Consider the following 22,728-nt stretch of genomic DNA (forward strand, 5'->3'; position numbering starts at 1 on the left):
AGGTAAAAACATGGAATTTAAAATTTTAACAGAAAATGATATTCACGAAAATTTATTAGACGATTTTAATAGATATCAAGAAACCACTTTAGTATATAGAGATGAAAAAATTATTGAAGATCATTTTATTGATAATTGGACATTAGAAGACAAAAGAAATAGAGCAATATCTTTAAAAGAAACTGTTAAAAATGGCGGGATTGTTGTAGGTGTTTTTGAAAATAATAAATTGATAGGGTTTGGAAAAATACCAAATAAATGTTTTGCAAAAGATTATTTAGAATTAGATTCTTTTCATATAACTAAAGAGTATCGAAATAAAGGAATAGGAAAAAAATTATTTTATTTATTAGCTAAACTAGCAAAAGAAAAGGGAGCAAAAAAATTATATATTGGAGCTCATCCATCTGTAGAAACTCAATCATTTTATAGAAAAATAGGTTGTTTCCCTTCAAAAGAAATAATTAGGGAGATTTATGAAAGAGAACCTTTAGATATTCAACTAGAATTTGATTTATCAAATTTGAATAAATTTTTTAACTGTGGTATAATAGAATTGTAAAATATAAATCAGGGAGGGATATATATGGCTAAATACATAGCTGATAGGGTTGATCTAGACTTAATATTAATTAAACCCGTTGAAGAATTAAGGGTTGAAAAAATTACATTAGAAGAATTAAAACATGGAATAAAAGAAGGATTTGAAAGCCATGTGAGATGTGAGAAAAAAGCAAATGAAATAAGTGAAAAAATTGGTGTAGAAGTGAAAGTAAATGAGAATCCATATAAATTAGATAAAGAAGATACATTATATGTTGTAGGAAATGAAGGTTTCTATAGGTTAAAATATATTTACTAATAAGAACTCCGTATTTTATTTATATGAAAAACAAAAAATAAAAAAATACACCCCTGAAAGAGATAAATATAAAGTAGGGGGTGTTTTTTTTATGGCAAAGGAAATCACATTTTGTTTAATCAATTACTTCCGACTTTAGTAAGCGTACATTACCTCATTAAATCTTTCTTTTTTTAAATCGAATTTTCATTTTTATATAAAAATTACTTATTTTTTGTAGAAGATTATCATTTTATTTATTATTATATATCAATACAGAAATAATATCTCACATGTTTAATTATAAAAACAAAAAATTAAAATAAAAATATTTTGTAAATATAAAAATATATAGTATAATTAGTATAACTAACAAAAAAGGAGGATTATTATGATTGTAACGGATGAAAGAATAGAAAAAAAACCAAGAAAATATTTTAAAAACGCTATTAATTTGAATAGTTGGGAAGAAGTTAAAGATGAATTAGAAAAACTCTTAAATGAAGAAATAAACTCTGTCGAAGATTTATTGATTTTTTTAGAAAAATGGACCGAATTAGAAAATATATTATCTGAAGAAATGGCATGGAGATATATCAGAATGACATGTGATACAAAGGAAGAAAATTCTAAAGCATTTAATGAATTTTATGCTAATGTAGTATCTCCAGCACAAGAATATGATTTCTTGCTAAAAAAGAAATTTTATGAATCTCCATTTAGAAATGAATTAAAAGGTGAAAGTTATGAACATTTAAATAGAATTATTTCTAGAGATATTGAATTATTTAGAAAAGAAAACTTACCATTAATGGTAAAAGAACAACAATTAAGTTCCAAATATGGTGAAATAATTTCTAAAATAACAGTTAATTATAAAGGTGAAGAAAAAACATTATCTCAAATGGGGATTTACTTGAAAAATCCTGATAGAAAAGTTCGTGAAGAAGCTTGGAAATTGGTAAATAATGCTGTTATTGAGCATCATGAGGAATTAGAGAAATTATTTGACGAATTAAAAGAAATAAGAATTCTAATTGCAAAAAATGCAGGATATGATAATTATAGAGATTATATGCATGATGCTAAAAGAAGATATGATTTTAAACCAGAAGATTTATATGAATTCCATAATGCCGTTGAAAAAGCTGTAGTTCCAGCATTAACAAAATTAAATGCTGAAAGAAAGGAAAAGTTGGGTATAGATTCATTGAGACCTTGGGACACTGAAGTTGATGTAGATGGAAAAATATTAAAACCTTTTGAAAAAGAAGAAGAATTTGTAGAGAAAGCTATAAAAATATTATCAAAAGTTGATAGAAGTTTTGCAGAAAATTTAGAAAAAATGAAAAATACAGGATTTTTAGATTTAATTAACAGAAAAGGGAAAGCACCAGGTGGATATAATTATCCATTAAATGAAACAGGTGCAGCATTTATATTTATGAACGCAATAGGAATTCATGGTGATGTTAGAACATTATTACATGAATCAGGACATGCACAACATACATTTTATTCAAAAGACATTCCTATTTCTCACTTAAAAGATTTCCCTAGCGAAATAGCAGAGTTAGCTTCTATGTCAATGGAATTATTAACTTTGGAATATTTAGGTGAATATTATAATGATCCAGAAGATTTGAAAAAAGCAAAAAAAGAACAATTAGTTGGAACATTAAAGATTTTACCTTGGGTAATGATTGTTGATGCTTTTCAACATTGGATATATTTAAATCCAGATCATACAGCTGAAGAAAGAGATGATTATTTTGCTAGTTTAATGGACAGATTTAATACTGGAATTGATTGGAAAGGACTAGATAAAGAAAAAAGAATTAGATGGTTAAGACAATTGCATATTTTTGAAGTTCCATTTTATTATATTGAATATGCAATGTCACAATTAGGTGCTATTGCAGTTTATAAAAATTATAAAGAAAATGGTAAAAAGGCAATTGAACAGTATAAAGAATTTTTGAGTTCCGGCTTCAAATATCCAGTAAAAAAATTATACGAAATTGCTGGTATTAAATTTGATTTTTCAGAAAAGTACATATCAGAATTAGTAGAGTTTATAATGTCTGAAATAGAATCATTATAACAGAAAAGGCGGGATTCCCGCCTTTTAATAAATTAATATAAAAAATTTGGGGTGGATTGCATGAAAAAAATTATTATTATTTTATCTATAGTAATTTTATTATTTAGTAGTTGTTCTTATTTTCAAAACAACAAGGGTACTGCTATCAATGATAAATACAATTATGTTACTATAATAGTTTCTGTTCCTGATTATACGCCAAATGATTCAAATATATATATAGCAGGTAATTTTAATAATTGGAATCCAGTTGATGAATTATACAAATTAAAAAAAGAAAAAGATAAGTATATAATAACTTTAAAAGCTGATCCTGGTTTTACCATGGAGTATAAAATAACTAGAGGAAATTGGGAAACGGTTGAAAAGGGAAAAGAAGGTGAAGAAATATCAAATAGAGTATATACATTTGATAATAAAAACAACACTATTGAAATTACTGTATATAATTGGAGGGATTTTGTAGAAAAAGGAGAGGGAAATGTGAAACATACATTAACAGGAAATATAAAAATAATAAATGACTTTTATTTAAAGGAATTAAATAAAAAAAGAAGAATATGGATATATTTGCCACCTGATTATGAAACATCAAATAAAAAATATCCAGTTTTATATATGCATGATGGTCAAAATGTTTTTGATGCTGCAACTTCATTTGTTGGTGAATGGGAAGTAGATGAAACATTAGAAAAGTTGTTTAATGAAGGAAAAACAAATGGTGTAATTATTGTTGCGATAGATAATGGGGGAAATGATAGATTAAATGAATATTCTCCATGGAAATGGGATAATACAAATATTCAAATTGCTAAAGGTCAAGGTGGAGAAGGAGATAAATACGTTGACTCAATAGTATATTCTCTTAAACCATATATTGATAGCAACTTTAGAACTATTCAAGAAGATACTGGGATTATGGGAAGTTCAATGGGTGGATTAATATCATTATATGCAGCAATAAAATATCCTGAGATATTCAAAAAAGTTGGAGCATTATCTTCAGCTTTTTGGTTTGCTGATAACAAAATTACAGAATATGCAAAAGATAGAGGATACGTTGGAGATATAAAAGTATTTTTATATGTAGGGGGTAAAGAAGGTAGTGATCCTGACAAGTATAAAAATGATACAATAGAAATGGCAGAATTATTGAAAAATTTAGGGTATAAAAATGTAAATTTATTAATAGATGAAAATGGGGTTCACAACGAATCTTATTGGGCAAAGCATTTTGAAGAAATATTCTTATGGCTATATAGCAAATAGGAGGGAATATGAAAAAAGCACAGTTAATATTCGGATTTAGTAGTTTTTTTATTTTTGGATTCTCATTAATATTAAATAGTACTTTAATTCCCATTATAGAAAAAGCATACTCAATTGATCATTCTTTGGTGGGACTAGTATTGTCTTTAGGTTCAGTAGCTTTTTTAATATCCTCATTATTATATGGATATTTATTAGAAAAAATGAACGCTTTTTATGTTATAGTTAGTGGTGTATTTGTTTTATTATTTGGTAATCTTACTATGTTTTTTATGAATTCATATATTATGCTTATTATTGGAATGTTTCTTATTAATTTTGGTGGTGGTGCTTTAGAAGTTTCTGTTCCTTTTTTAATAGGAGTTTCTGGCGATGGTAAAAAAGGTAAGATTTTAAATTTATTACATGCCTCATTTGCAATGGGTGCTGTAATTAGCCCTATAATTTCTTCATTAGTATTAAGATATACTCCCTATTGGAAATCGTCATACTTGTTAGCTGTATTAATTAATTTAATTCCATTAATATCTGTATATATGATAAAACATGATATATTAAATTTACATGCTGATTATTTAGAAGATAGTAAAGGTTCGTTGAGAGAAGTATTGAATTCTTCATTGATAATATTAGTTTTAGCATTATCATTTTATGTTGGATATGAAATGAATTTTACATCATGGATATCTACTTTTTTATATGAAGTAAGGAACTTTGATGTATCAAATGCAGCAATTTTTCCATCTTTTCTATGGCTTGGATTATTTTTAGGTAGATCGCTATTATCTGGAATGCCAGAAAAATTTGGTTATAAAAAATGGTTATTTATTGTAGTTTTCTTTTCTGTTGTATTTTCTACCTTTACTATATTATTAGGAAAGAACATTATATTATCAGCTATAGGGACTATATTAACAGGATTATCATATGCAACAACATATCCAACTATTCAGGCCATTATAGTTGAAAAGTATAAACGTAATAAAGGTATAGCTTTAAGTATATCTTCTGCAGCAACATCTATTATTTCTGGTGGTTTTTCATATGTTATTGGTTTAGTTGGAACATTGTATGGACTTTTTGCAGGATTAATAATTATTATAGTTGTTAATATTATTGAATTACTTTTTATTTCGTTATTGAAGGAAAATTAATGTTGGAGGGGATAGGATGGATTTAATGAATTTAACAATTAAAAAAGTAAATGAATATTTTGAAAAAAGATTATCTTCTGTTGAATTGGTTGAGTTTTATTTAGAAAGAATATCTAAATATAAATATTTGAATGCAATTTTAGAAATTAATCCTGATGCACTTTTTATTGCAAGACAAATGGATATTGAAAGGAAAAGTAGTAATGTTAGAAGTAAATTACATGGTGTTCCTATTATAATTAAAGGAAATATAGATACTTTTGATAAAATGCAAACAACTGCTGGAGCAAAGTCATTAGAGGGAAATTATGCAAAAGAAGATGCCTTTTTAGTAAAAAAATTAAGAAAATCTGGAGCTATTATATTAGCAAAAGCAAACTTAACTGAATTTGCTAATTTTGTATCTTTTAATATGCCCAACGGATATAGTACATTAGGTGGACAGACAAAAAATCCATATGGTGATTTTGATACAGGTGGGTCAAGTTCAGGTTCGGCAGTAGCTGTTGCTGCAGATTTGTGTTTAGCTGCAATTGGAACAGAAACATCTGGTTCTATTTTATCTCCTGCAAGCTCAAATTTTTGTGTTGGCCTAAAACCAACAACTGGAACAATTAGTAGAAGTGGTATAATTCCAATATCTTATACTCAAGATACTGCTGGACCAATTGCTAGAACAGTTGAAGATGTATATGAAATATATAAAGTTTTAATTGGATATGATGATAAAGATCCTGCATCTTATTTATCAAAAGAATATAATGCAGATTTAGAAAAATTGGATAATTTTAATGGATTAAAATTTGGAGTGTCAAAAAATCATTTAAATTGGTTATCAGAAGATCAGAAAAATATATTTTATGAATCATTAGAAAGAGTGAAAAAACTTGGAGGAGAAATAATAGAATTTGAATTTGAGCATTTAGATAAAATAAATAATATTAATGTATTGTATTATGAGTTTAAGCATGGTATTAATAATTATTTGAAAGACAAAAATTTAAAAGTTAAAACATTAAATGATATTATTAAATTCAATATTCATAATAGAGAAGCAATAAAATATGGTCAAAATATATTGATAAAATCTGATGGAACCAATTTAAAAGATAAAGAATATATTGAAAGTTTAATTAATGATAGAAAATATTCTAGGAAATTCGGTATTGATAAGGTTATGGAAGAATATGACTTATTTGCATTAATATTCCCAGCAAATTATGGAGCTGGAATATCAGCAAAATCTGGATATCCATCTGTAACAGTTCCTGCAGGTTATACTAAAGATGGTCCTTTTGGAATAACTTTTACAGCTAAAGCATTAGAAGAGGGGAAAATATTATCATTAGCAAAATGTTTTGAAGAAAGATATCCAATAAGAGAAATTCCAGAAATTTAAAAAATATTGAATATAATTATTTTGGTTGCTATTAGCAGCCAATTTTTAATGGAATATGGATAATATGTTATAATTAAATATATTAAAATATAGAAGTTGGTGATAATATGAAAATATTAATTATTGAAGATGAAGAAAGTATTAGAGATTTAATTAGAATGAATTTAATATTAGAAAACTTTGATGTCATTACTGCTGAAAATGGTAATGATGGCATAGAATTATTCAAAAAAGAAAACCCAGAACTAGTTATTTTAGATTTAATGTTGCCAGATAAAGATGGATTTGAAGTTTTAAAGGAATTACAGAGTATGAATTATAAAATTCCAATAATTATTTTAACTGCAAAAAATAATCAAAATGATAAATTATTGGGTTTAGAACTAGGTGCAGATGATTATATTACAAAACCATTTGATAGTAAGGAATTAATTTTAAGAATTAGAAATATAATTAGAAGAATGAAAAAATCTAATATAACTTTAAATAAAAATATTGTTGGTTCAATGTATTTAGATAAAAACACTAGGAAATTTTTTGTTAATGATAAAGAAGTGTATTTGACTAAAAACGAATTTGAATTAATGGAACTATTAATAAATAATCACAAACAAGTATTATCTAGAGATGTTTTATTGGAAAAAATATGGGGATATGACGAAAATATAGATACAAGAGCTTTGGATATGACAATTCAAAGATTAAGGAAAAAAATGGGAGAATGTGGTAAATATATAAAATCAATATATGGAATAGGGTATATATTAGAGGTGCCCGATGAAGAATAATATTAGAAACGAAATTCTAATATTAAATATTTCAACCACATTAATTCTACTTATATTGATTTTCTTTATTACCTTAAACTCTTTTCAAAAAAATATATTAAATAATACTTTAAAAAAAATGACTGAATATAGCCAAGAAAGTCAAATATATTTTATGAATGTTTTAAAAGGGTATAAATACGAAAATATTTTTGAAGAACTAGAAAGAATGTCTCCTTTTATTTCAGATTATTTATCACAAAAATATAATTTACATATTGAAATATATGATATAAGAAAGAATATTTTAGCAAATACTAATCCTAAAACAAAATATTATGTATATCAAGATATTCATTATGCAATAAATAGTATGAAAAATTATATTTTAAAAAAGGATAATAATAAGATCATACTATTTTTCTCAAGTCCTATATTTTTTCAAAATAGCGTAATAGGAGCAATTCGGTTTATATATCCTATGGACAATGAATATCAATTAATATATAATGTTAGAAACACTTTATTAATAATAGGAATAATATCAATATTATTAATCATTATTTTAAATTACATATTATCTAATTCAATAATTATACCTATAAACAAATTAAAAAAAGAAACTGAAATTATTTCTAAAGGGAATTTCACTAATAGAATAAATATAAAAAGTAATGACGATATAAATTCTTTAGTAAACTCATTTAATATAATGATTGATAAAATAGAACATTATATTAAATCTTTAAAAGAGGAAAAAGAAAGACAAAAAGTTTTTATTGACAATATGACTCATGAATTTAAAACTCCTATTACCTCTATTTTAGGGCATGTTGAATTATTGAGAAGGTTAAAATCTGAAAAGGATAAAGAAGTATCTATAAAACATATAATCAATGAAGGTAATAGATTATTAAAATTAGTAGAAGAGTTATTGTATTTATCTAAAATAAACAAAAACTCTTTTAAATTTGAGTATGGAGAATACAATATTAAAAATTTAGTTGATGAATGTTTGAGTATTTTAAAACCACGTCTAGAAAAATTTAATATTGAAATATATACTAATATACAATCAAAAACATTATTTTTTGATTATGAGAAAATAAAAGAAGTAGTTTTAAATATTTTAGATAATGCTATAAAACATAGTAAATGTACTGAATTGCATATTTATTCAGAAATATCAGAAAATTATTATTTTTTAGTGATAGAAGATAACGGAATAGGTATAGAAAATACTAATGATATATTTAAACCATTTTTCTCAGCTAAAGGGAGAAAAAATAATGGTTTAGGATTATGTATATCTCAAGAAATTGTTAAAAATCATAATGGAGAGATATTGGTAGAATCTGAAATAAATAAAGGCTCTAAATTTATTATCAAACTATATGAAGGAGAAAAAATATGATAAAAGATAGATTGAAAATATATTTAATTATTTTAATATTATTTTCGGCTGGTTTGATATTAGTTGGAATATATTTGAATAATAAAGACTACAATAAGGTATTTTTTATTAAAGATAATGAAGAATTAATGAAAAAATATACATCTTCAACACCTGTTAAAATAGAAGTCATGGCAAATTATTTACCTACATACGTTTTAAGTAATCCAGCAGAAATAATTGATATTTGGAAAAAAATAATTGATTTACCTAAATATAATGTTATTTCAACTAATTCTAGTAAACCATTAATATATGGATATATATATTTTCTTGATGGTATGAAAACTCATTATGAAATTTCAAATGATTTAATTATAAATAATTTAACATACGGATCTGGTAATGATGAAGAAATAATATATGTTAAAGAAAAACTAATGAAAAAAATATTTTCACTAGAAAATATATCTAAAGCTTTAATAAATCAAAATAATAAAATAATTATTTTTAACCAAAATAATGGAGTACATTTAAAAGAATCCAATATGATAAATAATTTATATAATATCTTACAAAAATCAACTTTCATAAATTCTCCAGAGGAAATTGGAAGGATTTTAGCGAGTGAAATTCTATATACAATAAAAATACTAAGTGATGATGTAGAATTTATAGCAATAAATGTATTTGATGAAAACTATTTTTCTGTATATTATTTAAACAACTTCTTATACCTTCAAAGAGGAGACATCTTACCTTTTTTAAGAACTTCATTTTAATGCCTCTATTTGTATATCATTTATCGTTACATTCCTAATACATTTCTGATGAAATTTCAATTCATTTCTCTATTATTATAATAATGTAACTAAATTTTATATGAGGGGTATTGAAATGAAAAAGATTTTGTTAATTTCATTGATGTTATTGGCATTAGTTATTTCATTTTCAGAATTGATTATTTATAGTAGTGTTGATGAAGCAAACGCAAGAAAAATTTTAAATGCTTTTTCAAAAGAAACAGGTATTCAAGTAAAATACGTTTTCTTATCTTCTGGACCAGCTTTAGCTAGATTAGAAGCTGAAAAAGGCAACCCTCAAGCAGATGTATGGTTTGGAGCTCCTATGCCAAATCATATTATAGCAAAAAAAAATGGTTTAACTGAGTCATATAAAACAACTAGTGTATATGGTATTTCTCCTAATTTCTATGATATAGATGGTTTTTATCATGCTTTCTATATGAATCCATTAGGTGTAGGTGTTAACTTAAAAGTTTTAGAACAACTTAAAGTTGATATGCCAAAAAGTTGGATGGATTTATTAAAACCAGAATATAAAAATATGATTCAATATCCAAGCCCACAAACTTCAGGTACTGCATATGCATTTATGATAGGATTATTAAATATATATGGCGAAGATGGAGCTTTTGATTACTTAAAAAAATTAGCTAAAAATGTACAAGCATATACACAAAGTGGTACAGGACCATCAAAAGCAGTTGGGCCTGGTCAAGCTGGAATAGGTATTCAATTTACTCCTGCATTTTTCCAATTTAAAGAACAAGGATATCCTGTAGAAGTAGTATTTCCTGTAGAAGGCGTTCCATACGAATCAGCATGTGTTTCTATTGTAAAAGGTGCAAAGAACAAATATGAAGCAAAAGTATTAGTTGATTGGTTATTATCTAAAAAAGGACAACAAGTAATTGTTGATGAAAAGACATTCTTCTATCCAGTAAGATCAGATGTTGATTTTGGGACATTACAACCATTATCAACAATTAAATTAATTACTGTTGATGAAAATTGGGCAGCTCAAAATAAAAAGAGATTAGTTGATAGATGGATAAAAGAAGTTTTACCAGTTAAATAATAGGAAGGGGGATTATCCCCCTTTTTTTGGAGGAATAAAAATGGAGATATCAAATAAAGAATTTTCTAATAAATTTAAAAAATTATTGAAAACCCCATCCTTATTAATACTCCTCATATTAATATTTATTTCCTTATTTATATTTATTATTTTTCCATTATACAAAGTATTTTTAATTAGTTTTACAAATTCAGAGAATAAATTTTCTTTAGATGTCTATAAGGAAATATTGTCAAATGATTATATGAAACAAGGATTCAAAAATAGTATTTTAATAGCTACATTAACAGCTGTTATAGGTACTTTTGTAGGCTTTTTATACGCATATACATTAAATAGAGCAAATATACCATTTAAAAGTTTTTTTAGAACAATTGCAATAATTCCAATGGTTTTCCCTCCGTTTATAGGTGCTATGTCTATAATAATGTTATTTGGATTTAATGGTCTTCTTACAGCAAAATTATTTGGTATAAGAAGTTTTCCTATATATGGACTATGGGGATTAATGATCGCTCAAGTAATAACTTTTTTCCCAGTAGCTTTTATTACTTTAGATGGAGTAATATCAACAATATCTCCAACGCTTGAAGATGCTGCTTTTAATTTAAAAGCTTCAAGGTGGCAGGTGTTTACAAAAATTATACTGCCATTATCTGTACCGGGTATTGCTAGCACAATGTTAGTTTTATTTATTGAATCTCTAGCAGATTTTGGTAATCCATTGATTTTAGCAGGCTCTAGATTTCCAGTTTTATCTGTACAAGCATACTTGCAAATAACAGGTATGTTTAATTTAAAAAGTGGTGCAGCTTTAGCTGTTTGGTTATTATTACCTTCATTGATAGCTTTTATTATTCAAAAATATTGGATTGGAAAGAAAAAATATATTACCATTACTGGTAAGCCTAATACATCTCAATTGAAAAGCGTTAATAAATTTGCAAAATGGTTTTTATTTTCTTTGGTATTAATAATTTCCCTATTTATATTATTAATATATGTAATTATATTCTGGGGAGCATTTACCAAACTATGGGGAATGAATAATGAATTTACATTAGAAAACTTTAAATATGTTTTTGATGTTGGAAAAGAAGCTATAAAAGATACATTGACAATTGCATTAACATCAACTCCAGCATCTGCAGTTTTAGGTATGATTATAGCATTTTTAATTGTAAGAAAGACTTTTCCTGGTAAAAAAACACTTGAATTTGTATCGTTGTTAAATTTTTCTGTTCCTGGAACTGTAGTAGGTATAGGATATATTTTAGCATTTAATGAAAAGCCCTTGTTATTAACAGGAACTTTTGCAATATTGGTATTAAATTTTATTTTTAGATATATACCTGTAGGTATTCAAAGTGGAATAGCATTACTAAATCAAATTGACCCTGCCATTGAAGAAGCGGCATATACATTAGGCGCTGATGATAAGACTGTATTTAGTAAAATTACTTTACCATTAATAGTTCCGGCCTTTTTTTCTGCTTTAGTATATTCTTTTGTTAGAGCTATGACGGCTATTAGTGCTGCTATATTCTTAGTATCTGCTAATTGGAATTTAATGACAGTACAGATTTTAAGTCAGACAGATTCAGGGAGATTATCAGAAGCATGTGCCTTTTCTGTTGTTTTAATAATATTAATATTAGCTTTTGTATTTATTTTAAAAATATTCTTGAAAAATAAAATATCTTTAGTAAATAATAATTACGATTCTGAATAGGAATGGTGGTTTGTATGAGTTTGCAACTAAAAAATATATATAAAATTTTTAAAAGTGAAAACACAGATACAGTAGCGGTAAAAGATTTTTCTTTAAATATTGAAAAAGGTAAATTAGTTACATTTTTAGGCCCTTCGGGTTGTGGGAAAACTACAACGCTTAGAATGATAGCAGGATTTGAAACTCCAACAAATGGACAAATATTATTGGAAGGAAAAGATATTACTAATGATCCTCCTAATAAACGTGATATATCTATGATGTTTCAAAGTTATGCATTATTTCCACATATGACTATTAAGGAAAATATAGAATTTGGATTGAAATTGAAAAAAATACCAAAAAATTTTATTGAAGAAAAGGTAAGAAAAATAATTAGTTTAACTGGATTAGAAGGAATGGAAAATAGAAGGCCAGATCAAATTTCTGGTGGGCAGCAACAAAGAGTTGCTTTAGCAAGAAGTTTGGTAATGGAACCTAAAGTGTTATTATTTGATGAACCTTTATCTAATTTAGATGCAAAATTGAGAGAATCTATGAGAACAGAAATTAGAAGAATTCAAAAAGAGTTAAATATAACAAGTGTTTATGTAACCCATGATCAAATAGAAGCAATGAGTATTTCAGATATTATTGTAGTAATGAATAAAGGTGAAATAATGCAAGTAGGAACACCATTTGAAATATATGCAAAACCACAGAATAAGTTTGTAGCAGATTTTATTGGTAGAGTTAATTTTATTGAAGGAAAAGTTGTAGAAATAAATGAAGAGAATATTACTATTTTTAATGAAGAACTAAATAGTAAATTTTATGGAAAAAGCAATATGGATATGAAATTGAATGATGAAGTTTTACTTGTAGTTAGGCCAGAATCTCTTGGATATAATGAAAAGAAAAATTGCATTTCTGGGATTATTGAAAAAACAGCATTTTTAGGATCTCATGTTGAATATGAAGTGAGGTTAAATAATAATTATCTAATTAATGGAGTTATGTATAATCCTATAGAAAATAGAATACCTAATCAAGGTGAAAACATTAAATTGTATTTTAGTGAAAAAGCTTCTTGGATTATTAAAAAATAAGTTCATTTTATATTATGGGGGTGTAAGTATGAAAAAGTTGGCATTTTTAGTAACATTGTTGTTGATAGGTATTTTTGCATTTTCAGCAGGTGAGGTTGTAAAGGCATATACAACATTAGAAGAACCACTTGCAAAAGAATTATTTGATAGATTTGAACAAGAAACAGGAATTAAAGTAGAATGGGTAAGATTATCAACAGGTGAAACAGTTGCTAGATTAGAAGCAGAAAGAGAAAATCCACAAGCTTCTATTTGGGTTGGAGGCGTTGGTTTAGGTCATGTTGAAGCAAAACAAAAAGGATTAACAACTCCATATAAATCACCTTTAGCAGCAAATACTCCTGCACAATTTAGAGATCCAGAAAACTATTGGATTGGATTATATGTTGGCGTTTTAGCATTTGCAACAAATGAAGATAGAGCAAAAGAATTAGGTTTAGAAGCACCAAAAGGTTGGTTTGATATTATTGATTCAAAATATGCAGGTTTAGTAAGAGTTGCAAATCCAAATACTTCAGGTACTGCATATAATGTTATCACAACAGTTCTTCACATGTTCCATGAAGATGAAGAATTAACATTTACGTTCTTACATCAATTAGATGAAAGTATAGACCAATATACTAAATCAGGTTCTGCTGGTGGGAAACAAGCTGCTATAGGAGAAATTCCTTTTGCTATAGGGTACGCACATGATATGTTCAAATTAATTGCAAATGGAGCACCTTTGAAAGTTACAGTTCCCATGGAAGGTACAGGATATGAATTAGCCTCAATGTCATTAGTAAAAAATGGTCCAAATCCTGTTAATGCAAAAAAATTATACAATTGGATGTTACAAAGAGAAGCTCAAGAAATGATTTCAAAATGGTTTGTATTACCTGTGTCAAAAATTGCTCCTAAAGATAAAGCACCATTAAATATTGAAGAATTAAGAATAGTTAATCAAGATTTCGTTTGGGATGCAGCTAATAGAGAAAGATTAGTTGAAAGATGGAATAAAGAAATAGGTGCAAGATAATTTTTTAGGCGGCTTTTAGCCGCCTTAAATTAGAAACGGGAGTTGAAAAAATGTTTACAAAAAAGAAAGTTATATATTTTTTTATATTATTATTATTAGTTTCTGTATTAGATTTTTGGATTTTTTCAAATATTAAAACTTCATATAATGAAGTTTTAAATGAAAACCTTTTGAAGACAAGTCAGATAATTTCTAGATCTATTCCTAAAAGTAATTTTGATTATAATAAATGGATTAAAAAATATGAAAAAGAAAATGAAAATCTAAAAATAATATATATTAATGGACTTCCAGGTTTTTTTGAAACAACAGATTATTTTAATGAAGAAAATATATATAATTTTTTTAATAATAATCTAAAATCAAAAGATTTTCAAAAAGGTATTGAAAGTGCAGTATATAGTGAATTCTATTTTTCAAAAAGTGATTATATTATAAATAATTCTAAATATAGAATTATTTTTGCTCCTATATTAAGTGATGAATATGATGTTTTAGGTGTAGGGGTACTTTTCTTTAAAATGGATAAATATATGGAATTTTATAGAATAGTAAATATTTTTATGTATGCAGTAATAATAATATTTATATTACTATATGGAATTATAAACTTCTCTAGAGATCCAGTAATGAACTTTATAATTTTAGGTATTTTTGTAATAGTAGCTATTTTTACTGCTTATCCATTATTTGAAGCAGTAAGATTAACTTTTATAAAAAATGGAGAATTTTCATTGGATATATGGAAAAAAATATTAACAACTAAACAATATTTAAATGCATTTTGGGGAAGTATTAAACTAGGAATTTCAACCGCAACATTATCAACTTTAGTAGGATTTTTATTTGCATTTGTTTTAGCAAGAACTGGAATCAAAGGAAAAAAAATTTTTAGTACCATGGCAACATTACCAGTTATTTCTCCTCCATTTTCATTAACTTTATCTATATTATTACTTTTTGGGAATAATGGTTTAATAACAAAAAAAATACTTGGACTAGAAAATTTTAGTATATATGGGTTGGGTGGTTTAACATTAGTACAAACTATAGGGATGTTTCCAATAGCTTATTTAACTATGGTTGGTGTATTACATTCAATTGACTCCACTCTTGAGGATGCGTCTTTAGATTTAAATGCATCAAAATTAGAGACATTTTTAAAAGTAACATTACCTTTATCTATGCCAGGGATTTTAAGTGCATGGTTATTAGTATTTACTAATTCATTAGCAGACTTTGCTAATCCATTGATATTGTCTGGGAATTACAGAGTGTTATCAGTTGAAGCTTATCTTGAAGTTACTGGAATGAATAGATTAGGTAATGGTGCGGCACTATCAATATTATTATTATTGCCTACAATCACTGCTTTTTTAGTACAAAGATTTTGGGTTTCAAAAAAATCATTTGTGACAGTTACAGGAAAACCTTCTCCAAGAATTACGGAATTAGTTTCTAAACCAGTTAAAACAATATTGGTTTCTTTAATAGTTTTGATTATTATATTTTTAATTTCATTATATGGAACAATTGTAGCTGGATGTTTTGTAAGAAATTGGGGTATTGATTATACATTTACTTTAGAAAATATAACTGAAGCACTTCAAAGAGGTAAAGATGCAATAATGGATACTGTAACATTAGCATCTGCAGCTACTCCTATTGCTGGAATATTAGCTATGATGACAGCATTAATATTGGTTAGAAAGAAATTTAGCGGGAAAAGATTATTTGAAATATTAATAATGGCACCATTTGCAATACCAGGTACTTTAATAGGTATTAGTTATATTTTAGCTTTTAATAAAGCTCCATTAATTTTAGTAGGTACGGGGGCTATTATTGTAATAAACTATATTATTAGAGAATTACCAGTTGGTGTTGAAGGAGGGGTTGCAGCTTTAAGACAAATAGATCCTTCCATAGAAGAAGCAGCACAAGATTTAGGTGCTGATGCTCCAACGGTATTTAAAACTATTGTATTACCTTTATTAAGACCAGCTTTTATATCTAGTTTATCCTATACTTTTGTTAGATCAATGACTGCTGTTAGTGCTGTTATTTTCCTTATATCAGCAAAATGGTATCATATAACAGTTTTAATATATAATTTCTCTGAAAATTTAAGATTTGGCTTAGCAAGTGTATTAGCTACTACTTTAATAATAATTGTGTTAGCTGCTTTTGGATTAATGAGATTATTAGTTAAAGAAAGTGAAACATTAGAAAAATCAGTTTCTCAATGAGAGGTGGAATTATGACAAAAAAACAAGTATCTTTAAGATTAGAAAATGTTACTAAGATATTTTATGACAAAAAATATAATACAGAAGTAATTGCAGTAAATAATTCTAATTTTGAAATAAAGCCAGGAGAATTAATTACATTATTAGGTCCATCAGGATGTGGAAAAACTACAACTTTAAGAATGGTAGCAGGATTTGAATTACCAACTAAAGGTAAAATATATATTGGAAATGATGATATAACTTATCTTCCTCCTAACAAAAGAGATACAGCAACTGTTTTTCAAAGTTATGGACTATTTCCACATATGACGGTGTTTGATAATGTGGCCTATGGATTGAAATTAAGAAAAATATCTAAAGAAGAAATAGGAAAAAAAGTCTTAAACACTTTAGAAATGGTAGGGTTGAAAGATTTAGCAAATAGAGCTCCTTCAAGGTTGTCTGGGGGACAGCAACAAAGAGTTGCATTAGCTAGATCTATAATAGTAGAACCATCAATATTATTGCTAGATGAACCATTATCTAATTTGGATGCATTATTGAGAGAGCAAATGAGAATAGAAATAAGAAGAATTCAAAAATCTTTAGGTATAACTGCCATTTATGTTACTCATGATAGGGTTGAAGCAATGAGTTTATCAGATAGAATAATAGTTATGAAAGATGGGAAAATTGTTCAAATAGGCACCCCTAACGATATTTATGAAAATCCTAATTCAAAATTTGTAGCTGGTTTTGTTGGGAAAGTTGCATTTTTTGATGTCGAGGTTAAAGATATTTTGGAAGATAAATGTATAGCTGTTTTTAGAGGTAAAATATTAGAAATACCTAAATTTGAATCAAATATAGAAATAGGAAAAGGAAATGTTTTAATGGCAAGACCGGAATCATTGGTATTAAAAGATTCTAAAGAAGGATTAATAAATGGAAGAGTTAAAATAAATGTATATTTAGGAAATTCAGTAGAATCATTTATTGAAACTGAATTTGGTGAAATAATGGTTCAAATAGATAATCCTAGTTTAAAAAAAGTTTTTGATGAAGGTCAAGAAGTATCAATTGATATTGTTCCGGAATTATGCAAGATTTTAAAAAACGAGGAATAATTTTTTACACATGGGTATTAGATTCTAATACCCATTTTTATTTTAATACCTTATTGAAAATTTTCTTTTATTATAATATATCTTGTATGAAATAAGCTTATAATAATCAAAAAATTTTATAGCTACACCCTCTATTGTTATTTTATTTTTTATATTTAAATTCCCAGTATGTCTTATATTTATCATGGTTTTATAAATGTTATTACAATCATCTTTTACATATACATATTTCATATATTTAGAATTATTTATATCTTCTATTTTCTCAATTGATCCTGTAATAACTTCAAGTTTTTTATTGTACTTACTTAAAGTTATATTGTTTTCTAAATTATTCATATATCCACCTCCATGTATTATTTCTAACTTAATAATAATAAACTTATCTTAAAAATTCCTTAGAATTAACTTAAAATATACTTAGAAATAGTGTGTGATTTTAGTCACGTATTTATATTATTTATTTTAGTATAATATTATAGAATTAGTATAATAAAAAGGTGGTATTTATTATAAAGAAAAAGACGACTGTAAAAACTATTTTTATGTACATATCTGATATATTATTTTTTATATTGTTTTTTATACTATTAAAAAATCATAGTTTAATAAAATGGATATTTGTATTTATCACTGTACTTTTACTTTCTCCTTTAATAGGAAGATTTTATTGTGGATGGATATGTCCAATTAATACAGTATTTAAACCTATAAACTTTATATATAATAAAATTAATATAAAAAGAATTAAAATTCCAAAATTTCTGGAATCTAATATACTCAGATATATACTTCTTTTTGCTTTTATAGCTTTATTTATTACAACTAAAATATTAAAGATAAAATTGAATATTTTATTATATGTTATTGGCATTGCAACAATAATAACATTATTTTTTGAAGAGACGTTTTGGCATAAGAAATTATGTCCATATAGAACATTGCTAAATATATGTGAAAAAGGTTCTCCAATAAAATTAAAAATAGACAAATGCATTGGTTGTGGATTATGTCAAGAAGTTTGCCCTAATAATACTATTATTACATTAAGTAATAAAAAAAAGAAAAATTATTAATGAAGAATGCTTAATGTGTTTTGAATGCCAAAGAGTCTGTCCAGTAAATGCTATTTCATTAAAAAATAAATAATTAATAATAATAACAATTAATAATAATAACGCCTTGCTTTTTTAGCAAGGCGTTATTATTAATTTTCTTTAACTCTTTTTGCCATTTCTTTAGCTAATTGTCTCAATTTTTCATAGTGTTCTTCATGAGCAGAGAATTGTACTTCAACAGGGTCACAAACCATTTCCCAATTATTTTTCTTAATATAGTCTACAATTCCTTTTACTCCGCCACCGCTCCAACCATATGTTCCAAATACTCCAAATACTCTATTTTTAATACCTTTGTGTTCTAAATTTATAATTAAATTTTCCATTCTTGGGAAAATTCCATTATTATAAGTATTTGTACCTAATAAAACACCTTTAAATCTCCAAATTTCATTGATAATAAACGATTCGTGTACTTCAGAAGAATTCATTATTCTTATATTTTTAATACCTTCATCTGCTAAACATCTTGCTATAAAGTCGGCCATCTTTTCTGTGTTTCCATACATAGAACCATATGCAATAACTACTCCTTCTTCTGTTTCATATTTGCTCCATTTATCATATAATGAAATAATTCTACCAGGATTTGTTCTCCATACAGGTCCATGTGTTGAAGCAATAATATTTATTTCTAATCCAGATAATTTTGCCATAGCTCTTTGTACCATTGGTCCAAATTTACCAACAATATTAGAATAATATCTTCTTATTTCATTTTCATAGTATTCAATATCAACTTCGTCATCAAAAACTCCACCATCTAAAGTTCCAAATCCGCCAAAAGCATCTCCTGCAAATAATATCTTTTCAGTTTCATCATATGTCATCATTGTTTCTGGCCAATGCACCATAGGTGTTAAATAGAATTTTAATTTGTGTTTCCCTAAATCTAATTCATCACCATCTTTTACTTCATATAAGTTTGTATCAATTCCATATAAAGCATATAAAAATTCAAAAGTTTTTTTATTTCCTACTATTTTTATTTCTGGATATGCTCTTAAAATTTCAGCTATTGATCCAGAATGATCTGGTTCCATATGATTAATAACTAAGTAATCTAATTTTTTACCTTCTAAAATTTTATCTATTTTATCTAAAAATATGTGTGTTTTTGTAGTTTTTACTGTGTCAAATAATACAGTTTTTTCATCTTTAATAATATATGAGTTATAAGAAACTCCTTTAGGTAAAGGCCACATATTTTCAAATAAATGAGTATCCCTGTCATTAACCCCTACATAATATACTGAATCTGTAATGTTTAAAATATTGTCCATAATATCCCTCCTAATTTGTATTAATTTCAAATTTAATATAATTATACCATATAATGTGAAAAAAAGAATAAAAATAAAGTTAAAATCCTTTAATTTTATTATACCATGATATAATTAATTGAGGTGAGATGATGAAAATAGAAGCTAAAAATATTAATGAATTTATTGAAAAATGTGGCGATAGAAAAGATGATATTATCTTTTTAGATAATTATATAATGAGTGTTTTACCAAAAATAAAAAGATATTTATATGTATCAAGCAGTATAAACATGTTAGCATATGGAGAAGTTCCATATAAAACTAAAGGTTATGATGGAATGTTTCCATTAATAGGGCTAACTCCACAAAAAAATAATATAAGCCTATATATTACAGTTTGGAGAGAAGGAAAAACAATACCTGAATTATATGGGAAGAAAATTGGAAAGGTTAATATAGGAAAAAGTTGTGTAAGATTTAAAAAAGCAAATAATTTAGATTTAGATATTTTAAAAATAGCATTATTAGAAGCTGTCGAATGGTCTAAGGAGCAAAAAAATGAATGAATTTTTTTTAGATATTTTTATACAAAAAAATATATTCAACTATTAATAATGTAAAAAAGCCCAAAATATTAGATTTGGGATGTGGATCTGGAAATCAAACAATAGTATTATCAGAATTGTCAGAAGGAATTAAATATGCTGTTGATTACTATAATCAATATTTAGAAAAACTTAAAAGGAAAATAGATTTAATGAATATAAAAAATATTATTACTCTTCAAGGAGATATGAAAAATTTAGAATTTGAAAAAGAATATTTGGATATTGTATGGTCTGAGGGAGCAATATATATAATGGGGGTTGAAAATGGGTTTAAAAAGTATAAAAAATATTTAAAAAAGGCGGATATATGGCTGTATCTCATTTAAGCTGGTTAAAAAGGGATAAACCTAAAGAAATAATTGAATACTGGAGAAAAAACTATCCCGAAATTAGGCATATTAATGAAAATAAAAAAATAATTAAAGATCAAGGATAAAATTTTTGAAAAAGAAATATAATAACAATTCTAATTTTGATAATATAGTAAATGAAATATTGTTAGAAATAAAAACGTATGAAAAATATTCTGAATATTATGGATATGTATTCTACATATGCAGAAAACTATAATATAGCTTTCCATAATATTTTATTTTTATTATAAGTTATATCAATTTTATTTTCTTCTTTTAAATAACTTAAAAAAGCTAGTATTGTCGTATTGTATAAATAATATAATGTTGCATTTTTAATTTCTATTCCATAAGAATATAATAAATAGGTAATTAATTCTTCTGTAGAATGTTCTTTAATAATATAATCTAAAATTTTATTTTCTATTTCTATAATTCTATCAAGATTAGTTTTCGCTAAGCTAACAATATTTTCTAGTAAATCACCATGTGAAGGAACATAATAAGAATAATTAGATTCAATAAGTTTTAATAATGTTTTTTTTGTATTTCTTATATTTATATTAACTGGTATTTTATGTTTTTCTAATAATTCTTCTGATATTAATGAATCTCCACAAAATAATACATTATCAAATAAAATTCCTTTATGAAATTCAGTATGTCCATTAAGAGGTATTAGTTTAATATTATTGTTTTCTATATTTATTTCTTTTTCTTCATCACTTATTATATCTGTAACTTTTGATGGCTCGGCTAATAAAAATTTATTTCTTAATTCTTTAATTGGATAAGCACCAGAATATAATAAATACGGCATAAATAATGGATTTTCAATAAAACTAATTTCAGATCTAAATGAAAATATTTTTACATCAGGGCAATTTTTTTGAATATAATTATTTCCACCAATATGATCTGCATGCATATGTGTGTTAATGATATATTTTACTGTATATCCATTTTCTTTTAGTTTTTTAACTATTCGTCTTCCTTTAGAACTATCACTACCAGTATCTATTATTAACACGTCATTATTTTCATTAATTTTTATAACTCCTATATTGGTATTATCTTTGATATAAAAAACATTTTTGGTAATATTTTTAAATTCCATAATATTCCTCCTAAAAAGTAAATTATGAATATCATATCTTAAAAGTAGCGGGTGTTATTATGAAGGAATGCAAATGGTTTTTTATATGTCCAATGAAAAAATATTATGAAAAAAGGTTGATTAGTAAAAAGTGGATAGATAGCTATTGTAAAAGCAATTGGAAAAAATGTATTAGATATCAAAAAGAAGAACAAGGAATATATCATGAGGATTGGATGTTACCAGATGGAACTTTGGATATGACTTTAAAAAATCATTAA

At 25.6% G+C, this 22,728-nt stretch carries 24 protein-coding genes; 21 read left to right on the forward strand and 3 right to left on the reverse strand.

Going from position 1 to position 22,728, the window contains the following annotated elements:
- The first annotated feature begins 10 nt into the window (after positions 1-10).
- The 15 genes from AS160_RS01215 (at position 11) to AS160_RS01285 (ending at position 18,007) form a co-directional block, all read left to right on the forward strand.
- Positions 11-562 carry a GNAT family N-acetyltransferase gene (locus AS160_RS01215; RefSeq protein ID WP_165144163.1) on the forward strand — a complete coding sequence of 184 codons (552 nt, stop codon included), beginning with the start codon at positions 11-13 and terminating at the stop codon, positions 560-562.
- A 24-nt stretch (positions 563-586) separates the two neighbouring features.
- Positions 587-862: a hypothetical protein gene (locus AS160_RS01220; protein WP_165144164.1), complete on the forward strand. Its 276-nt coding sequence runs from the start codon at positions 587-589 to the stop codon at positions 860-862.
- Positions 863-1,232: 370 nt separating this feature from the next.
- The gene (locus AS160_RS01225) at positions 1,233-2,945 is read left to right on the forward strand and encodes a M3 family oligoendopeptidase (RefSeq protein ID WP_165144165.1); all 1,713 of its coding nucleotides are present in this window, start codon (positions 1,233-1,235) and stop codon (positions 2,943-2,945) included.
- Between the two features lie 60 nt (positions 2,946-3,005).
- A complete protein-coding gene (locus AS160_RS01230) occupies positions 3,006-4,214 on the forward strand; it encodes an alpha/beta hydrolase-fold protein (protein ID WP_165144166.1) in 1,209 nt (402 codons plus the stop codon).
- Between the two features lie 8 nt (positions 4,215-4,222).
- On the forward strand, positions 4,223-5,368 hold the full coding sequence (locus tag AS160_RS01235) for an MFS transporter (RefSeq protein WP_165144167.1): 1,146 nt from the start codon (positions 4,223-4,225) through the stop codon (positions 5,366-5,368).
- 16 nt (positions 5,369-5,384) lie between these two features.
- Positions 5,385-6,767, forward strand: a complete 1,383-nt coding sequence (locus AS160_RS01240; RefSeq protein ID WP_165144168.1) for an amidase family protein — start codon at positions 5,385-5,387, stop codon at positions 6,765-6,767.
- A 107-nt stretch (positions 6,768-6,874) separates the two neighbouring features.
- Positions 6,875-7,555 (forward strand): response regulator transcription factor, encoded by a 681-nt coding sequence (locus AS160_RS01245; protein WP_165144169.1) that lies wholly within the window; start codon positions 6,875-6,877, stop codon positions 7,553-7,555.
- Positions 7,545-8,948 carry a HAMP domain-containing sensor histidine kinase gene (locus tag AS160_RS01250; protein WP_165144170.1) on the forward strand — a complete coding sequence of 468 codons (1,404 nt, stop codon included), beginning with the start codon at positions 7,545-7,547 and terminating at the stop codon, positions 8,946-8,948. The genes AS160_RS01245 and AS160_RS01250 overlap by 11 nt, the downstream gene beginning before the upstream one ends.
- Positions 8,945-9,709 (forward strand): DUF3919 family protein, encoded by a 765-nt coding sequence (locus AS160_RS01255; protein WP_165144171.1) that lies wholly within the window; start codon positions 8,945-8,947, stop codon positions 9,707-9,709. Before AS160_RS01250 ends, AS160_RS01255 begins: the two co-directional genes overlap by 4 nt.
- A 115-nt stretch (positions 9,710-9,824) precedes the next feature.
- Positions 9,825-10,808 (forward strand): ABC transporter substrate-binding protein, encoded by a 984-nt coding sequence (locus tag AS160_RS01260; protein WP_165144172.1) that lies wholly within the window; start codon positions 9,825-9,827, stop codon positions 10,806-10,808.
- 40 nt (positions 10,809-10,848) lie between these two features.
- Complete coding sequence (locus AS160_RS01265; RefSeq protein WP_165144173.1) at positions 10,849-12,540, forward strand: iron ABC transporter permease; 1,692 nt, start codon at positions 10,849-10,851, stop codon at positions 12,538-12,540.
- A gap of 14 nt (positions 12,541-12,554) precedes the next feature.
- A complete protein-coding gene (locus AS160_RS01270) occupies positions 12,555-13,628 on the forward strand; it encodes an ABC transporter ATP-binding protein (protein ID WP_165144174.1) in 1,074 nt (357 codons plus the stop codon).
- A 28-nt stretch (positions 13,629-13,656) separates the two neighbouring features.
- Complete coding sequence (locus AS160_RS01275; RefSeq protein WP_165144175.1) at positions 13,657-14,649, forward strand: ABC transporter substrate-binding protein; 993 nt, start codon at positions 13,657-13,659, stop codon at positions 14,647-14,649.
- A 50-nt stretch (positions 14,650-14,699) separates the two neighbouring features.
- A complete protein-coding gene (locus AS160_RS01280; RefSeq protein ID WP_165144176.1) occupies positions 14,700-16,898 on the forward strand; it encodes an iron ABC transporter permease in 2,199 nt (732 codons plus the stop codon).
- Between the two features lie 11 nt (positions 16,899-16,909).
- Complete coding sequence (locus AS160_RS01285) at positions 16,910-18,007, forward strand: ABC transporter ATP-binding protein (protein WP_165144177.1); 1,098 nt, start codon at positions 16,910-16,912, stop codon at positions 18,005-18,007.
- 42 nt (positions 18,008-18,049) lie between these two features.
- Here the strand turns inward: AS160_RS01285 and AS160_RS01290 are convergent, their stop codons facing one another.
- The gene (locus AS160_RS01290) at positions 18,050-18,346 is read right to left on the reverse strand and encodes a hypothetical protein (protein ID WP_165144178.1); all 297 of its coding nucleotides are present in this window, start codon (positions 18,344-18,346) and stop codon (positions 18,050-18,052) included.
- A gap of 206 nt (positions 18,347-18,552) precedes the next feature.
- Here AS160_RS01290 and AS160_RS01295 point away from each other — a divergent pair, with 206 nt between their 5' ends.
- Positions 18,553-19,083, forward strand: coding sequence for a 4Fe-4S binding protein (locus tag AS160_RS01295; RefSeq protein ID WP_165144179.1), 531 nt, complete (start codon positions 18,553-18,555; stop codon positions 19,081-19,083).
- Between the two features lie 131 nt (positions 19,084-19,214).
- Here AS160_RS01295 and AS160_RS01305 read toward each other — a convergent pair whose 3' ends face one another.
- Positions 19,215-20,408: an FprA family A-type flavoprotein gene (locus tag AS160_RS01305; protein ID WP_165144180.1), complete on the reverse strand. Its 1,194-nt coding sequence runs from the start codon at positions 20,406-20,408 to the stop codon at positions 19,215-19,217.
- A gap of 131 nt (positions 20,409-20,539) precedes the next feature.
- Between AS160_RS01305 and AS160_RS01310 the strand changes: the two genes are divergently transcribed.
- From AS160_RS01310 to AS160_RS11435, 4 genes are read left to right on the forward strand one after another with little or no spacing between them, the layout of a single operon-like run.
- The gene (locus AS160_RS01310; protein WP_165144181.1) at positions 20,540-20,956 is read left to right on the forward strand and encodes a DUF1801 domain-containing protein; all 417 of its coding nucleotides are present in this window, start codon (positions 20,540-20,542) and stop codon (positions 20,954-20,956) included.
- A gap of 29 nt (positions 20,957-20,985) precedes the next feature.
- Complete coding sequence (locus tag AS160_RS01315) at positions 20,986-21,324, forward strand: class I SAM-dependent methyltransferase (protein WP_277601260.1); 339 nt, start codon at positions 20,986-20,988, stop codon at positions 21,322-21,324.
- Positions 21,306-21,434 (forward strand): hypothetical protein, encoded by a 129-nt coding sequence (locus AS160_RS11430; protein ID WP_277601257.1) that lies wholly within the window; start codon positions 21,306-21,308, stop codon positions 21,432-21,434. Before AS160_RS01315 ends, AS160_RS11430 begins: the two co-directional genes overlap by 19 nt.
- 5 nt (positions 21,435-21,439) lie before the next feature.
- Complete coding sequence (locus AS160_RS11435) at positions 21,440-21,568, forward strand: methyltransferase type 11 (RefSeq protein ID WP_165144183.1); 129 nt, start codon at positions 21,440-21,442, stop codon at positions 21,566-21,568.
- Here AS160_RS11435 and AS160_RS01325 read toward each other — a convergent pair.
- A complete protein-coding gene (locus AS160_RS01325) occupies positions 21,563-22,468 on the reverse strand; it encodes an MBL fold metallo-hydrolase (protein WP_165144184.1) in 906 nt (301 codons plus the stop codon). The genes AS160_RS11435 and AS160_RS01325 overlap by 6 nt on opposite strands.
- A 59-nt stretch (positions 22,469-22,527) precedes the next feature.
- On the opposite strand from AS160_RS01325, the gene AS160_RS01330 reads away from it, so the two are divergent.
- Positions 22,528-22,728, forward strand: coding sequence for a uracil-DNA glycosylase (locus AS160_RS01330; protein ID WP_165144185.1), 201 nt, complete (start codon positions 22,528-22,530; stop codon positions 22,726-22,728).

This window comes from Marinitoga sp. 38H-ov (assembly GCF_011057715.1).
In the GTDB taxonomy this organism is placed as follows: domain Bacteria; phylum Thermotogota; class Thermotogae; order Petrotogales; family Petrotogaceae; genus Marinitoga.

Bases quoted from the DNA above. Each gene is read 5' to 3' on its own strand.
- AS160_RS01215 (WP_165144163.1), top strand. From the start codon at position 11: ATGGAATTTAAAATTTTAACAGAAAATGATATTCACGAAAATTTATTA.
- AS160_RS01220 (WP_165144164.1), top strand. From the start codon at position 587: ATGGCTAAATACATAGCTGATAGGGTTGATCTAGACTTAATATTAATT.
- AS160_RS01225 (WP_165144165.1), top strand. From the start codon at position 1,233: ATGATTGTAACGGATGAAAGAATAGAAAAAAAACCAAGAAAATATTTT.
- AS160_RS01230 (WP_165144166.1), top strand. From the start codon at position 3,006: ATGAAAAAAATTATTATTATTTTATCTATAGTAATTTTATTATTTAGT.
- AS160_RS01235 (WP_165144167.1), top strand. From the start codon at position 4,223: ATGAAAAAAGCACAGTTAATATTCGGATTTAGTAGTTTTTTTATTTTT.
- AS160_RS01240 (WP_165144168.1), top strand. From the start codon at position 5,385: ATGGATTTAATGAATTTAACAATTAAAAAAGTAAATGAATATTTTGAA.
- AS160_RS01245 (WP_165144169.1), top strand. From the start codon at position 6,875: ATGAAAATATTAATTATTGAAGATGAAGAAAGTATTAGAGATTTAATT.
- AS160_RS01250 (WP_165144170.1), top strand. From the start codon at position 7,545: ATGAAGAATAATATTAGAAACGAAATTCTAATATTAAATATTTCAACC.
- AS160_RS01255 (WP_165144171.1), top strand. From the start codon at position 8,945: ATGATAAAAGATAGATTGAAAATATATTTAATTATTTTAATATTATTT.
- AS160_RS01260 (WP_165144172.1), top strand. From the start codon at position 9,825: ATGAAAAAGATTTTGTTAATTTCATTGATGTTATTGGCATTAGTTATT.
- AS160_RS01265 (WP_165144173.1), top strand. From the start codon at position 10,849: ATGGAGATATCAAATAAAGAATTTTCTAATAAATTTAAAAAATTATTG.
- AS160_RS01270 (WP_165144174.1), top strand. From the start codon at position 12,555: ATGAGTTTGCAACTAAAAAATATATATAAAATTTTTAAAAGTGAAAAC.
- AS160_RS01275 (WP_165144175.1), top strand. From the start codon at position 13,657: ATGAAAAAGTTGGCATTTTTAGTAACATTGTTGTTGATAGGTATTTTT.
- AS160_RS01280 (WP_165144176.1), top strand. From the start codon at position 14,700: ATGTTTACAAAAAAGAAAGTTATATATTTTTTTATATTATTATTATTA.
- AS160_RS01285 (WP_165144177.1), top strand. From the start codon at position 16,910: ATGACAAAAAAACAAGTATCTTTAAGATTAGAAAATGTTACTAAGATA.
- AS160_RS01290 (WP_165144178.1), bottom strand. From the start codon at position 18,346: ATGAATAATTTAGAAAACAATATAACTTTAAGTAAGTACAATAAAAAA.
- AS160_RS01295 (WP_165144179.1), top strand. From the start codon at position 18,553: ATGTACATATCTGATATATTATTTTTTATATTGTTTTTTATACTATTA.
- AS160_RS01305 (WP_165144180.1), bottom strand. From the start codon at position 20,408: ATGGACAATATTTTAAACATTACAGATTCAGTATATTATGTAGGGGTT.
- AS160_RS01310 (WP_165144181.1), top strand. From the start codon at position 20,540: ATGAAAATAGAAGCTAAAAATATTAATGAATTTATTGAAAAATGTGGC.
- AS160_RS11430 (WP_277601257.1), top strand. From the start codon at position 21,306: ATGGCTGTATCTCATTTAAGCTGGTTAAAAAGGGATAAACCTAAAGAA.
- AS160_RS01325 (WP_165144184.1), bottom strand. From the start codon at position 22,468: ATGGAATTTAAAAATATTACCAAAAATGTTTTTTATATCAAAGATAAT.
- AS160_RS01330 (WP_165144185.1), top strand. From the start codon at position 22,528: ATGAAGGAATGCAAATGGTTTTTTATATGTCCAATGAAAAAATATTAT.